Genomic DNA, 13617 nt, shown 5'->3' on the forward strand with positions numbered 1-13617 from the left:
AATAAAATAGTATTTTTTACTGACAATGAGTATATCAAGTTCTCTTCTAGCCAGAATTTTTTTTATGTAAAAATATATTTAATAACAACCACTTACTCATAAGCTGATATTATTTTTTAGAAAGAATCCCGAGTCCTGCAAAGGCGTCATCACCTCCATTTTAAGGCTTTCAGGCTTGATTAACTGCATAAGCTGCTGCAGTGATGCTTTATTAGCCATACGTTCATTTGATTGATGGGCATCTTCAGCTGTACGCCAAAAATAGACTTCAACCCAATTATCTTGGCTATCTTTACTCAAGTTTTGAAATAAAAAACCCGGTAAGCTTCTAAGATCATCAAGCATGGCTTCCACCGCCAAGACCATTGCCTGATCGGTCACCTTGTCTTTAGCTTGCCAACTTAGTAATTCAGTCACGTACATTATTTTCTCCTTCTAAAGTATCGCCAATGCCTATGCATACGTTATGTATCAGGCTTGTCTTTCACTGCTTATTAAGCGCTTTTTATTAAACGCTGCTCACTTATTCTCATCTCTAGGCGCTTACCTTTGTCAGACACTGCCATTAGATGAGATCATGATATTTATTTTCACTTGAGAGATAATCAAGCAAAATAGAACTTAACTATTCTTGTTTTGGAATGAATATGGATAATTTTGAGCGTGCATCATTATTTATTAAGGTGGTAGACCAAGGCTCATTAGTGGCAGCGGCGCGCCTACTGGACATTAGCCCCTCCGTTGTCAGTAAGCGCTTAGCAGAATTAGAAGCCGAACTTGGGGTGCAGCTGTTACGAAGAACAACAAGACGCATCTCTCTCACAGAAGCCGGTGAGGCTTTTTACAAACAAATGCGTCATTTAAAAGGACAATGGCAAAGCCTTATCGATGAAACAATCAGCCTGGGTCAAGAGGCAAAAGGTGTGTTAACCCTCGCGGCACCACAGCCAGTCTTAACCCGTGTATTACTTGATGCTGTTACGCAATTTCAAACAGGTTACCCACACATAAAATTGGTTTTACAGTCTTGGGATTATGAAGATTTACCAAACCATCAAGCGGACCTCAGTCTCTGTCGAAAATTAGATACCTTGGATACTGCAACCACCGTCGGTTTGCCTATTTGCCCCTATGTGAATCGTTTATTTGCTGCACCTACTTATTTCAACGATGAAGCGCAAGTGCTTACAAGCCAAAGAGCCGTGAGTACAAGCAATAAGATGCCGCAAACGGTAAGTGATTTAAGCCAGCACTCGTGTTTAACCTATGGTCAACAGACCCAAAATACCTGGCGTTTTGCCAATGGTGAAGCCGTCGACGTGAATGCCAATTTGGTCAGTAATAACACAGAAGTGATTATTCAAGCTGCCATTGCGGCGAAAGGAATCATTTATATTCCTGAAATGATTATTGAAGCGGAACTGGCACAGGCCAAGCTAATACCTGTGCTACCCTCACTGACCAGTGGTGAATTTCAATTATGGGCCTATTATCAAAAACTGGATTATGTGCCTTTGAAAGTCAGAGTGTTTTTAGATTTTATAAAAGCCTATTTTAATGAAACATAACTGGCAGCTACCCCATGTATATTCCGCCAGTCATGATCTTGTGCTTACTTACTAATTACTTATTTAATCGCAGGCTCTCGCCAGCAAAAGCCTAAGGAGTCTGCGATTAACTCGCTGACAGCTGAGCAATGGCTTCTATTTCGATTAACATTTCAGGGCTTGCGAGAGAGCTGACCCCAACACCTGTTAGCGCAGGACGTGACTGAGCAATATATTTAGCCAATACAGGACCTAAGGCTGCCATATGATCAGCAACTTCACCTCTTACATAAATGCGCACCTGTAACAGATCCTCTAATGAGGACCCAGCCGCTTCAAGTACCGTCTTTAAATTTTGCATGGCAACATCTGCCTGACCTTCGATACTGCTATTTTGTACCCTAAAATCTTTAGTCCAATCCACTTGGCCTGACACAAACACCAGACCTAATGAGGTAACAACAACCCCATGGGATAAACCATTAGCCGAGCCATCATATAAACTTGCAGGATTAATTTTTAAAGGTGTCATTACTTGCTCCAAATCGTGATTAATTGATAGAGCTAAGCTTAAAGGTTAACGCCAACAAGCAGGATCAAGCAGACGATGTAACTGATACAAACGCACCTTGTATCAATAAAGCCTCTGCCTTAACACTAAGTCGTCATAAGGCTAATTGTTTTACGGCCTCTATGACCCAGCGAATTAATGGATCCTGCTTGGCACTAGCATGATAAACAGCCACTACTTCAAAGCCTGGTGGGTATTTCTCCAGCGCTATCTTCCTCAAGGATTGCCCTTGTTCACTTTGACGCAATGGCTTGGCATTCAAGAGTAAACGTGCGGGAATAAAACCCACTTTTGTTGATGATGCCAAATAGGTTTTTGCCATATAAAAACTAGGAACAGAAATATACACTTGACGTTTGAACCCTTGTTGCTCAAACCAAGAATCTGCCGAACCGATAAGGCTTGGTGCTCCAGGATTAACAATGACGAACTCTCTTTTAATCAGGGCTTGTAACGAAAGAGGAGCAGATAGATCAGCAACAGCGGCTTGAGAAGACTCAACACACAGGTATTTCTCTTGAAAAAGGGGTTCACTAATCAAACCATCTGGCACATAACCAGAGGTTGTAAAAGCAAGATTGATTTCGCCTTGGCTCATTTTTTTCGTTAATGACGCCACTTCAATATTACAAACTATCAGCTTAACGTTAGGGGCGGCCGCCTCAAGTTTGGACACCAATGATTTGATGATAATCTCTTGACCATAATCCGTCGCAGAAATAACCAAAGTACGCTCAGATTGAGCAATATCATTGTCTTGAGGTAAAGGAAAAGTATTAAGCTGCTGAATAATCTTTTCAACAAAGGGCTGAATGGTTAATGCATATGGCGTCGGTACAATACCATGCCCTTCTCTTACAAAAAGCCTATCACCTAATATGTCTCTCAGCCTTTTTAATTTGGCACTCACGGCTTGTTGAGAAACATTAAGGGATTCTGCAGCAAGAGAGAGGGTTCTATTACGATACAAGGCATCTAATGTTTTTAAATGATGTAATTCAAGGTTTTCAATCATGTATGACCTATTCATTGAGAGCGACGCTAAAGGATGAGTAAAATCATTAGGAACTCAATCATTTTGGCTTTTTTGGGTAAAAATAACGACCTTTCACAAGACTTTATTGATTCCAACCTAGGTAGACTTTCTAACCTCTTTGAAGCGTCACACCCATGGGATTCACCTAAAGCTTCTGAGCCTTAGCGATCAGGAGCCTTACCCTAGCCAGCTTTATTTAGGATTTACAACACGTCAGGCTAGAAAGCTCAGTCTTTCCTTATACATTTTATACAGAAGCAACATCCCCTTTCATCGTGTATTTCATTAACATTTTGACGTAACTGAGTAAATTAGCCTCAAATCTAACTGCTATCTTGCCTATCAAATCAAAAAAACAAACATAAAGGACAAGAAAATGACGATTCATTACCGTGCAGCCGAATTATCGAATCAAGAACTCACTGAAAAGCCATTAGAGCAACCAACGGCACAAGCCTTATCAGGAGAGATCACAACCCGAAGTCTTGCCTTTTATAACAATGACGATGAATCTATAAAATCAGGAACTTGGGAATGTGAACCGGGTGAATCTCGCTGGGAGTTCACAACACGAGGCGAAGTGATTTATGTGCTTTCAGGTAGCATGACAGTCGTGGAAGATGGTGGTGACGCGGTCACCTTAACAGCAGGGTCAAGCGCTGTCTTCCCAGTGGGTTGGTGTGGCAACTGGACAGTGCATGAAACGCTGCGCAAAGTATTCGTAATTTATGCGGCCTAGCGCTTCAATCATTTTCTGCTAATAGGCACTTCTATTAACTTTACCTAGTAGGAGTGTCTATTAACTTTACCTTGTAGGCTCTCCTATCAACTTTACTTAGTAGGAGTGTCTATTAACGGTTTCTACTAGCCTTTTATAGGCATAAAAAAAGAGCGCAATGACGCGCTCTTTTTTACTCGTTTTCACAATCAGCTCGCTAAAGATTAAATTTTATATTGTTTAATTTGATCTCTCATGTCTATCGCAGAATGCTCAATACTGGACGCCGCCACAGATATTTGTTCGGCACCCGCCACATTTTCACTCGCCTGATCTGAAATGTTAATTAGGCTGGCGTTTACCGCACTTAACGCGGTTGCTTGCTCTTGAGTATTCTTAGAGACAGAACTTGTAACCGATTGCACATTTTCCACTTGGCCTGTAATTTTATCCAACACTATCTTAATCAGTTCTGATTGCTCAGAAGCGAGTAAGGCATTTTTCTGCCCCAAATCGATAATACGAAAAGCATTGGTTGAATCCTCTTGCAGCTTGCTCACAACGTCTGCAATTTCATCTGTTGAGACCCGAGTTCGATTAGCTAACCCTCTCACTTCATCAGCAACCACTGCAAAACCACGCCCTTGCTCACCCGCTCTGGCCGCTTCAATCGCTGCGTTCAATGCCAATAGGTTTGTTTGCTCTGCGATACCTCTAATCATATCCACTAAAGACGAAATACTGCCAACTCTTTCATTTAATGAATGAATTGCGGTAGAGGACTCTTCCATATCTTTTGCCGCTTGATGAATCACATCGACGGCCTTACTAACCGTTGCCTGGCCTTCTTGAGCATTGCTGACCACTTCAGATACCGAGTGGGCATTACTCTCCATTGAATCAGCAATCACAGAAACATTTACCCCCATTTGCTCAGCCGCCGTGGCGATAGTTTGCACGACAGACTTTTGCTCTATAAGGTTAACCTTACTTTGTTTAATCGAGATTGAAGTTTCATTGGTTGAGGCTGAAATTTTCTGCGAAGCATGGTCAAATGACTTGAGATCCTCACTGAATAATTGGGTTAATCGATTTATACCTGATGCCGCCTCTCCAAGCTCATCAAAGCTAATCACATCGATTTCATGAGCCATGTTTCTGTCTTGAATTGCAATTTGTATCCCTTCAGCAATTTTTAATGATTGCCTGCTTCTGGTTCGAATAATCAAAAATAAAGCAATGGTTATCAAAGAGCCAATGACGAATACCACAACCTCAACCACAAGCACAGTCACAGCATCTTGCTGAATACGTATCGCTGTTTTATCAACCACAGATAGGGCTTCTTCTTCAAGACTCTTTAATTCTTCAATGCGCTTGGTGGCATAAGAAAACCAAGTTTCAGAATCGGTTGTAAAGCCAGTATCTTTATCTGCGACTTCTTTTCTCACCTTCAACACATTTTGATTTGAGGTACTGTCAGCAAATCGGGAAAAAATAGAGAGTATCGCAGGGGGGGCGGCATCAATGGCCTCTTGTAACGTCACTTCCTGTTTCGTTATCAGCTGCACATGTTTATTTCTTAACAATGGGGTAAATGACCCTGACGATAGCACATTTGCTAACACCGCCCTTTCTATACCTGCCGATTCTTTGGCTAACGAAAAGTTATAAATGGAGAATAGTTCAGAAGAAATAACAGGATCTGCGCTATATTTGGAAGCAAAAATAACACTGTGTAAGCCAAAACTATTAATATTTGTATAAAAGCTTAAGGCTTTTCTAAGCGGAATGTTAAGGGCATCTACGTCACTTCGAATGCTTTTAATCCCATTAAACGCGCTTGTAAAATGATCGAGTTCTTCTTGCATCAGCTCAGATAATTGCCACGTTTTATTCTTAGCAAGAAGTGTTTGATAGGTTTGATCCACCTTAGTACGCTGTGCTCTTAATTGATCACCAAACTTGCTCCCTTTTGAACCAATATAGCCAGCACTTGCTCCACGCTCTTTTTGTACTTCGTGCACCACCTTAAGTACTTCGTGGGACATAAAGGCGTTGTATTCCGCTTCATAAGCATCTTGCATTCTGTTATAGGAATGAAATACATCGTAAAAAATGACGCCGCCTAAAAGAACACATGGCAGCAGGACTAATACGCCAAGCTGTGGTGATAAAAATCGAATTAAAAACTGCATAGACTCTACTCACCCTATTTTTAAAAATACATATCAATTAAAAAGGGTCTCGGTCTAAGAATCGACAAGAGTCTTGTTACGTTACGTAGTTTTATCAAGAGTTCAGGTAAACAAACTGTAAAAAGGTCAAAAATTGTTTATATTTCAAGCAATTTAATACTATTAACCAGGTTATCTCAGTTAAAAAATACGTTTAAGATTATTTTTAAAAAGGCTTTCAAGGTCACCTAACTGAATAGACTTTCATTTTAAATTAAGGGTTAGGGAACCTGCGAATAAGTCCTCCCGCCTCAGCGTGTTAATAAAAGCCCCTAGATTTATGGCGAGGAACGAAACTTAATAGTTATTCTATTGATAAGGTCCTCAACATTAAGATAGGGCTTTTAGACCACGCCCTTCGGGTCTTTCAGAAAAAGTAACACCCTGTGTTGTTACTTCTCGAAAGGTACCTACATTACGTCAAAGTAACGCCTTGTGTGATATTTTTTCTTTAAAGACTGAGAAGAGGTGACTTATTCGCAGATTCCCTAGATCTCAATCTCTCGTCGTAAATCTAGGACTTCAGCCTTAAGAAAATTACCTAAGATAGCCGCATCAAGTTGCATTTGTGGTAAGTCATTATGGTTGAGAATATTGATACGTCGGCCATTTTTGGTCAGCATATTCAGCTCAAAGCACTGATAACTAGGCGCTTGCCCTCGTTCTACTATCTTGTTTAGGATTTGCAATGACACTATGTGTCTAAGCTTTACATCTCGGTCTTTGTTGTTATCAAACAATCCGGTATTTTTATCAAACCGAGCGCGTTTCATAAACGGCTTAATAAGCGCCATCCCAAACAAACCAATCGCACCGCCAAACATCCCAATAAAAACAGTCAGATCTAATTGACGAGAATTCCAATAAATTAAGCCTGCCAGGCCCAATAAAAACAAACCAACCACAATATAGATGATGCAAAAAATCATCGCCCCCAGGGTGGGCTTTAAAAATACAACATCCCCTTTGGCCATCACTGTGTGGGATAAAAACTTAGGTCCATCTTTTATGAGGGTTCGTTTTAAATCGATATAAAAGTGCTTATCATCTTCCATTGTGTTCCCTAGGTTATTGTATTAGCGAAAGTTATCTTACCTTTTTACTGATATAAAAAAACCCGCCTAAGCGGGTTTTCTTATGATCTCATTCTAATGTGAAAAACTAATGAATTATGCTTTTTCAGAAGAATTTGATTCAGCTTTGTCGTCGTAACGTTTGATCTCACCAGATGCCACACGTGCAATGAATGATTTCAACTCTTTCTTAACAACTGGCATTAGGAAGTACAAGCCCAAGATGTTGAAGATAGACATCGCGAAGATAGCAGCGTCAGAGAAGTCGATAACCGCACCAAACTGAATGGTTGCGCCGACAACAACGAAGAAGCAGAAAAGGATTTTGAACGCTAGCTCAACTTTAGAACCTTCGCCAAACAAGTAAGTCCAAGCTTTTAGACCATAGTAAGACCAAGAGATCATTGTTGAGAAAGCAAACAAGATTACTGCCACAGCTAGGAAGTATTTGAAAATACCCGCTGTTGCTGTGAAAGACGCTGCTGTCAAGGTAACGCCTGTTAGGCCTTCACCGTTGAATGGCATTGTGTTTAAACCAGCAATAGTGATAACCAAAGCAGTCATAGTACAGATAATGACGGTATCGATGAATGGCTCTAGTAGCGATACTAGACCTTCAGTGACTGGCTCTTTTGTTTTAACCGCTGAGTGAGCGATCGCAGCAGAACCAACACCCGCTTCGTTAGAGAAGGTTGCACGTTTCAAACCTTGGATCAATGCACCGATGAAACCACCCGCAACACCTGCACCTGTGAAAGCACCTTCGAAGATAGCGCTTATAGCCGCACCGATTTGTCCGAAGTTTGCAAGGATTACGATAACAGACATGCCGACATAAAGTAGCGCCATCCAAGGGACAACTTTTTCAGTTACTGATGCAATTGAAGGCATACCACCAACGATGACAGAGAAAACTAAAGCAGCTAGTACTAGACCTGTGATAACACCGTATTCACTTGGTACATCGAAAGCATAAGTTAACATGGCATGGGCTTGGTTAGCCTGGAACATGTTACCGCCACCGAAAGAACCTAGGATACACATCAGAGCGAAACCAATCGCTAGGAATTTGCCTAGGCTTGGTAGGCCACGCTCTTCAAGACCACGGCTTAGGTAGTACATTGGACCACCAGAAACAACGCCTGAAGGCAATACCGTACGGTATTTAACACCCAAGGTACACTCACAGAACTTAGATGCCATACCTAGAAGACCACACAGGATCATCCAGAAAGTGGCACCTGGTCCACCAATCGCTAGGGCAGCACCCACACCCGCAATGTTACCCAGACCTACGGTACCAGATAATGCTGTTGTTAGTGCTTGAAAGTGAGAGACTTCACCCTCTTCTTTGGCATTAGGATTAGTGAACTTGCCTCTTACGATATCAATCGAAAGGCCTGCGCGTCTAAACTGAATAAAGCCGAAGTAAACCGTGAAAATTGTTGCTGCAAGCAACAACCAACCTACGATGATAGGAAAGTTAGCTTCACCAACAGGCACACTGTAGAAGATTAAACCGACAAACCAACCTGTGTAATCGTTGAAGAAACCATCGACCGAGCGGCTTATTGAACCAACAAGCTCCCCAAATGCGCTCGTTTCAGCAGCCAATAAATTGGTGCTGAATGCCAACATTAAGAATGCAAATAATTGCTGTATTTTTCTCATATTTGTACTTCCTATTATTATAAAGCTCGTCAGATATTTTCAACCTAATAAACAAGTCAAACATGACACTACTTTAAATAGAAACAGCATCCAGCTGATGGCGACCCTAACGATATCTTTATCCTGACTAAGCTCTCACAAAGCATTGCTCTTTTGTAATGCCGACAAGCATGAGCTAAGCGGAATCTTGGATATCAAGGGAGATGGGAGATAGTACTTTGGCCATCAGATTAAGTGACATCTTAATCCAACTAACCTAAATGTCCTTTTTTAAACTCAAACTAGAAATTCAAATGATTATTCTATCGAGGTCAAAATTTAAAATAATAATTTCAAACTTCAACTAAAGAAAATATCATTTCAATTTATAAAGATTAACAAGCACCCAACTCGTTAAAATTATTTATCTGAGTTATAAAAGCTCTCTTCCATATACCACTAACATTTAAAATATTGCTTACTACGTTGTATAACCCCGACCTGAGAACTTTATCTTTCTTTTAGTTTTTTACTGATAAAACAACATTAAGACATTGAATTTAAACAGTATTTTTTATTTATTGTAATTTTCAACAATGCTTATTAACTATCTCTTTTAATGGAAACAGATAATGTTTTAATTTTAAACTTTTACAGTAGCTTCGACTATAAAAATACGCGTTTTAAGTGATTATAAATCGCTTTTTCTCAAATTTAACATCAGTTATCCATTAAAGTCCCAAAACTATCTCAGCCACTTTTAATTAGCAATTAAAAATGTAACCTTAAAGGAAAAAATATCACTTTATAACAATTCCCTACATTAGTAAGTGCTTTCATTATCGATAGAATTGGTGATTATTTAGCCATTACCATGGGATAACCTTGCTCAGGATGAGGCATCACCATCACTTGAATACCATATAAATCCTCTATTCTTTTGGGGGTTAATACTTGCTCAACCATGCCATCAGCAAGGCACTGACCTTGAGACAATAGAATAATTCTATCCGCATACTGAGCTGCCAAGTTTAAATCATGCAAGATTGCCAAGACACCCACCCCTTGTTTAGTTAGCTGCTTAGCTAACGTGAGTGTTTGATGCTGATGAGAAAGGTCGAGGGCCGACGTTGGCTCATCAAGCAATAAAAAACGTTCTCCCAGTGAACTAGGCTGCCATATTTGTGCCAAAACTCTGGCTAATTGCACTCTTTGTTTTTCACCACCGGATAAGGAAGGATAAAGGGCATCAGCTAGATGGCTGACATCGGCCTGTATCATGGCTTCTTGTACAATTTTATTGTCTATATAGCGGCCCGTGCTATGGGGTAGACGCCCTAAGTTAACCACTTCATTCACACGAAAAGGAAAAGCCAAGGCAGATGATTGTGGCAATACGCCTAATATTTTCGCCAGATCGCCCCCCTTCCAGTGACGAAGGTTACGGCCATGCAAGCTAATATCGCCCTCATAATAGGCATGCTCTGAACTCAAGGCTTTAAAAAGGGTCGATTTACCCGCACCATTTGGACCAAGTATTGCCACGAGTTCATTCGCACCAAGCTTAAAGTTAATGTCTGAAAGTAAGGCTTTCTGCCCTATGTTTAAACTAAGCTGATTTACCACAAGACTCACAGGGCATTACTCCTTGCTCTATACACAACCATACCAATAAAGAAAGGCCCGCCAATTAAAGTGGTAATTAAACCTATGGGTAATTCGGCAGGGGCAATAATGGTTCGAGATAATATATCTGCGATCAATAAAAACAACGCCCCTAACAAAGCGCTTAAAGGCAATAAATATCTATGGTCAGGCCCTAAGGTCAAGCGCACTAAATGGGGCACAATCAAACCGACAAAACCTATCATGCCAGACACAGAGACACAGGCGCCTACGGCAACAGCAGTCAAAAAAATGAGACGCCGCTTTACCCTTTCGACATCTATGCCCAAATGCCTCGCTTCCGACTCCCCTAATAACAAAGCATTCAGTTGTTTCGCCTGCAAAGGAATCAATATCAAAGGCACAGCGATTAAAGAGCCCGCACTCAGTACCGTCTGCCACGTTGCCCCTCCGACACTGCCCATCGCCCAAAAAGTGAGACTTCTTAGTTGGCTATCATCGGCAAAATACGTTAAAAAACCCACCGCAGCCCCCGTCACTATGCCAATGGCGATGCCCGCTAATAACATACTAGTGACTGACGTACCGTACTTGGTTGTGGCAATTCTGGAGACCAAACTGGTGGTGATCAAGGCCCCCAGAAATGACACCAGCATCAGGCTATATTGACCTAATATTTGGTTGATAAAAGACAAGGCTGTACCACCGAGCACTATCATAGACACCGCCGCTAAGGAGGCTCCGCCGGTGACACCCACTAACCCAGGATCCGCCAAGGGGTTACGAAATAACCCTTGCATTGCGGCACCACACACCGCCAATGCGGCACCAACCAACATCGCTAGCAAGGTGCGAGGTAAACGGATTTGGGTAATCACAGTCTCAACCACGCCATTCACATTCGATTCATGCAGACCCAGTTTGGCACTTATCACACTCAAAGAATCGAGCATACTCACCGACATTGGACCTATGCCTACCGAGGCTAATATGGTTAAAATTAGCGCGGATACCAACAAGATAATGGCAAAACGTACCCGTTTTTCACGCTTAGATAAAACACAGACAGACACAGGGGTTGAATCTAAACTCATCATGGGGATAGAGGCTCTTTATGATTTGGGTAAAAGGCGTGATTCAACTCACTGATTGCCTGAGCGATTCTAGGCCCAAATCCCAGCATTAGCATGCCATCCATAGTCACAAGACGATGATTTTTACCCGCGGGTGTCATTTCAAATCCATGCCCTTGCAATATAGATTGACTGGCACCGTGATCCCCTCCTCTATCCATCATAAGAAGAATATCAGGTTGAGCAGCAATCACGGCTTCAAGGGGCATAGGCTTATAACCACTAAACCCTTTGGCAGCATTAACCCCACCCGCTAACCCTATGATTTTTGCGGCATGGGTATCCGTACCCGATACCACTGGGCTGCCTGACGCCATGCTCAAAATAAAGAGGACTTTTACCTTTTCATCTATTTTGCTTATATGCTGACGAACTCTAGAAACATCTGACTCAATGGTTTGCCAAAGACGCTCACCCTCTGGGGTTTTATTCAGTAACTGAGCCACCCCTAGCACCTTCTCTCGCACCGCGTCCAAGCTTGGGGTCGCACTGTAACGCACTAACTTGACACCTGCGGCTTCAATTTGTCTTAAAATTTTATCAGGACCAGAATCCTCTGTGGCTATCAACACCTCAGGAGCCAATGAAAGCACCCCTTCGGCTGAAATGTTGCGTTTATACCCTATTTGAGGCAAAGCCCGAGCTGAGGCAGGGTAACCTGACGTCGTATCCACCCCCACTAAACGCGATTCTTGCTTTAGGGCATAAATAATTTCGGTTAAAGAGCCGTCCGCCGACACAATTCTTTGCGAATGATCATTAATAGATTGCGCATTAATCAGCCCGCTAAAAAAGCTTACCAGCAAGATCAATAAGGCATGAGGCATTAAGGCATGAGGCATTAAGACAGGCCGCTTCATGCTTCTACTTCCAAGTTAGTTTCTGCCTCTAAAAGACGTTCAGCAAAATGACGCCAAGTGGTGTTTTCAGGATTGCCTTCTTCACGCTGACCAAAGAATTGAGCAATGGTCTCACCCGCACCATCATAAAGCTCTAATGAGGTAATATCGCCATCTGCACTAGGCTTACGGACTAACCAAGCCGAATCAATATTGCTGGTTAATAGGTGTAAGTTAAACTCATCGTCCAAGATATTTAACCAAGGCCCCATGCTTCTAACGATATTAATTGGGCCGGTGTGAATTTGAATATTGCCCCGATTACCGACAAAACACATGATAGATAAATCTGACTTAGCGATATCGTCTAATAAGCCTTCTAACCGACTAGCATCGAATCTTTGTGCTAAAGGTTCACCCACCAAACGAAAAGCTTGCAACCGTGAAACCTGATGCTTTTTAAGCAAGCCGAAAAACTGATGCACATTACGCATATCACGCCAGTCCCGCTTTAAGGAAACAGAATCAACCTCTGCGTCCGTTAAATAGGTTTGCTCATCATGTTGAGCCGCTAGCACTAATGTATCCGGCTTCACGGTTAAATGTTTTTCCAGCAAGGTTTGATAAGCCTGAAGGTCACTCTCAGGCTGTAAATAAATCTTTTGAATGGCATCACCCGTATTATCAAAAAACTGCAGACTATAGCGTGGGCCTTTTGGCGTCTGTTCCAATACGGCAAACCCAGCGTGCCAGCGACTAATAATAATTCGCAGATCAATTTTTCTATCTTGAGTAATCACCAACCCCATTGGGCCATTAATGCTGACATTGTCATAAATACCTTTACGCTCATGTACCGCACTGTCATTACGCGTCAGTGTCATTAGATAACCAAGCTGTGGAAAATCATAAATCATTTCGGCAAAACGATTATCTAGGCGCAGGCTACTCAGACCACATTGAGCCTCTAACAATTGCGCCTCAGCCACCGCTAACAAATCGGCAGCATTACGGCGACGCAATTTTGGCTGGGCCTGTATCAGGGCTTCGTATCTGGCGTTTAAATCAGAATGCGAGTTGGCTTGGCGGGTCTCAAATAAGGTATTCAGTGATTGCATGACAATATCTCAGTGAAAGTTAGTGTTCGTTGATTAAGTTTAAGGCGATCGATGTCCCTATCGATCTAT

General features: G+C 41.8%; 12 protein-coding genes. 2 read left to right on the forward strand and 10 right to left on the reverse strand.

Going from position 1 to position 13617, the window contains the following annotated elements:
* Nucleotides 1-96: 96 nt before the first annotated feature.
* Nucleotides 97-423, reverse strand: a complete 327-nt coding sequence (locus MED121_RS21255) for a hypothetical protein (protein ID WP_009836034.1) — start codon at nucleotides 421-423, stop codon at nucleotides 97-99.
* A 224-nt stretch (nucleotides 424-647) separates the two neighbouring features.
* Between MED121_RS21255 and MED121_RS21260 the strand changes: the two genes are divergently transcribed.
* The gene (locus MED121_RS21260) at nucleotides 648-1568 is read left to right on the forward strand and encodes a LysR family transcriptional regulator (protein ID WP_036181478.1); all 921 of its coding nucleotides are present in this window, start codon (nucleotides 648-650) and stop codon (nucleotides 1566-1568) included.
* Between the two features lie 106 nt (nucleotides 1569-1674).
* Here the strand turns inward: MED121_RS21260 and MED121_RS21265 are convergent, their stop codons facing one another.
* Nucleotides 1675-2079 carry a RidA family protein gene (locus tag MED121_RS21265; RefSeq protein ID WP_009836032.1) on the reverse strand — a complete coding sequence of 135 codons (405 nt, stop codon included), beginning with the start codon at nucleotides 2077-2079 and terminating at the stop codon, nucleotides 1675-1677.
* A gap of 133 nt (nucleotides 2080-2212) precedes the next feature.
* Nucleotides 2213-3133 carry a LysR family transcriptional regulator gene (locus MED121_RS21270; RefSeq protein ID WP_009836031.1) on the reverse strand — a complete coding sequence of 307 codons (921 nt, stop codon included), beginning with the start codon at nucleotides 3131-3133 and terminating at the stop codon, nucleotides 2213-2215.
* Nucleotides 3134-3530: 397 nt separating this feature from the next.
* Here MED121_RS21270 and MED121_RS21275 point away from each other — a divergent pair, with 397 nt between their 5' ends.
* Entirely contained in the window at nucleotides 3531-3893 is a 363-nt protein-coding gene (locus tag MED121_RS21275; RefSeq protein WP_009836028.1) for a cupin domain-containing protein, read from the forward strand.
* Between the two features lie 203 nt (nucleotides 3894-4096).
* Here the strand turns inward: MED121_RS21275 and MED121_RS21280 are convergent, their stop codons facing one another.
* From MED121_RS21280 to MED121_RS21310, 7 genes are all read right to left on the reverse strand, one after another.
* Complete coding sequence (locus tag MED121_RS21280) at nucleotides 4097-6070, reverse strand: methyl-accepting chemotaxis protein (RefSeq protein WP_009836027.1); 1974 nt, start codon at nucleotides 6068-6070, stop codon at nucleotides 4097-4099.
* A 527-nt stretch (nucleotides 6071-6597) separates the two neighbouring features.
* Entirely contained in the window at nucleotides 6598-7164 is a 567-nt protein-coding gene (locus tag MED121_RS21285) for a hypothetical protein (protein WP_009836026.1), read from the reverse strand.
* Nucleotides 7165-7278: 114 nt separating this feature from the next.
* Nucleotides 7279-8853, reverse strand: coding sequence for an alanine/glycine:cation symporter family protein (locus tag MED121_RS21290; protein WP_009836025.1), 1575 nt, complete (start codon nucleotides 8851-8853; stop codon nucleotides 7279-7281).
* An 837-nt stretch (nucleotides 8854-9690) separates the two neighbouring features.
* Nucleotides 9691-10467, reverse strand: coding sequence for a heme ABC transporter ATP-binding protein (locus tag MED121_RS21295; protein ID WP_009836024.1), 777 nt, complete (start codon nucleotides 10465-10467; stop codon nucleotides 9691-9693).
* Nucleotides 10464-11555 carry an iron chelate uptake ABC transporter family permease subunit gene (locus MED121_RS21300; protein ID WP_009836023.1) on the reverse strand — a complete coding sequence of 364 codons (1092 nt, stop codon included), beginning with the start codon at nucleotides 11553-11555 and terminating at the stop codon, nucleotides 10464-10466. The genes MED121_RS21295 and MED121_RS21300 overlap by 4 nt, the downstream gene beginning before the upstream one ends.
* On the reverse strand, nucleotides 11552-12451 hold the full coding sequence (locus MED121_RS21305) for an ABC transporter substrate-binding protein (protein WP_009836022.1): 900 nt from the start codon (nucleotides 12449-12451) through the stop codon (nucleotides 11552-11554). Before MED121_RS21305 ends, MED121_RS21300 begins: the two co-directional genes overlap by 4 nt.
* Nucleotides 12448-13548: a hemin-degrading factor gene (locus MED121_RS21310; RefSeq protein ID WP_009836021.1), complete on the reverse strand. Its 1101-nt coding sequence runs from the start codon at nucleotides 13546-13548 to the stop codon at nucleotides 12448-12450. The genes MED121_RS21305 and MED121_RS21310 overlap by 4 nt, the downstream gene beginning before the upstream one ends.
* Between the last annotated feature and the right edge of the window lie 69 nt (nucleotides 13549-13617).

This window comes from Marinomonas sp. MED121, assembly GCF_000153025.1.
Lineage (GTDB): Bacteria > Pseudomonadota > Gammaproteobacteria > Pseudomonadales > Marinomonadaceae > Marinomonas.

What these genes read in the sequence shown, in the direction of transcription:
- MED121_RS21260 (WP_036181478.1), top strand. Translation starts at nt 648, where the DNA reads ATGGATAATTTTGAGCGTGCATCATTATTTATTAAGGTGGTAGACCAA.
- MED121_RS21285 (WP_009836026.1), bottom strand. Translation starts at nt 7,164, where the DNA reads ATGGAAGATGATAAGCACTTTTATATCGATTTAAAACGAACCCTCATA.
- MED121_RS21300 (WP_009836023.1), bottom strand. Translation starts at nt 11,555, where the DNA reads ATGATGAGTTTAGATTCAACCCCTGTGTCTGTCTGTGTTTTATCTAAG.
- MED121_RS21310 (WP_009836021.1), bottom strand. Translation starts at nt 13,548, where the DNA reads ATGCAATCACTGAATACCTTATTTGAGACCCGCCAAGCCAACTCGCAT.
- MED121_RS21290 (WP_009836025.1), bottom strand. Translation starts at nt 8,853, where the DNA reads ATGAGAAAAATACAGCAATTATTTGCATTCTTAATGTTGGCATTCAGC.
- MED121_RS21265 (WP_009836032.1), bottom strand. Translation starts at nt 2,079, where the DNA reads ATGACACCTTTAAAAATTAATCCTGCAAGTTTATATGATGGCTCGGCT.
- MED121_RS21280 (WP_009836027.1), bottom strand. Translation starts at nt 6,070, where the DNA reads ATGCAGTTTTTAATTCGATTTTTATCACCACAGCTTGGCGTATTAGTC.
- MED121_RS21270 (WP_009836031.1), bottom strand. Translation starts at nt 3,133, where the DNA reads ATGATTGAAAACCTTGAATTACATCATTTAAAAACATTAGATGCCTTG.
- MED121_RS21305 (WP_009836022.1), bottom strand. Translation starts at nt 12,451, where the DNA reads ATGAAGCGGCCTGTCTTAATGCCTCATGCCTTAATGCCTCATGCCTTA.
- MED121_RS21275 (WP_009836028.1), top strand. Translation starts at nt 3,531, where the DNA reads ATGACGATTCATTACCGTGCAGCCGAATTATCGAATCAAGAACTCACT.
- MED121_RS21255 (WP_009836034.1), bottom strand. Translation starts at nt 423, where the DNA reads ATGTACGTGACTGAATTACTAAGTTGGCAAGCTAAAGACAAGGTGACC.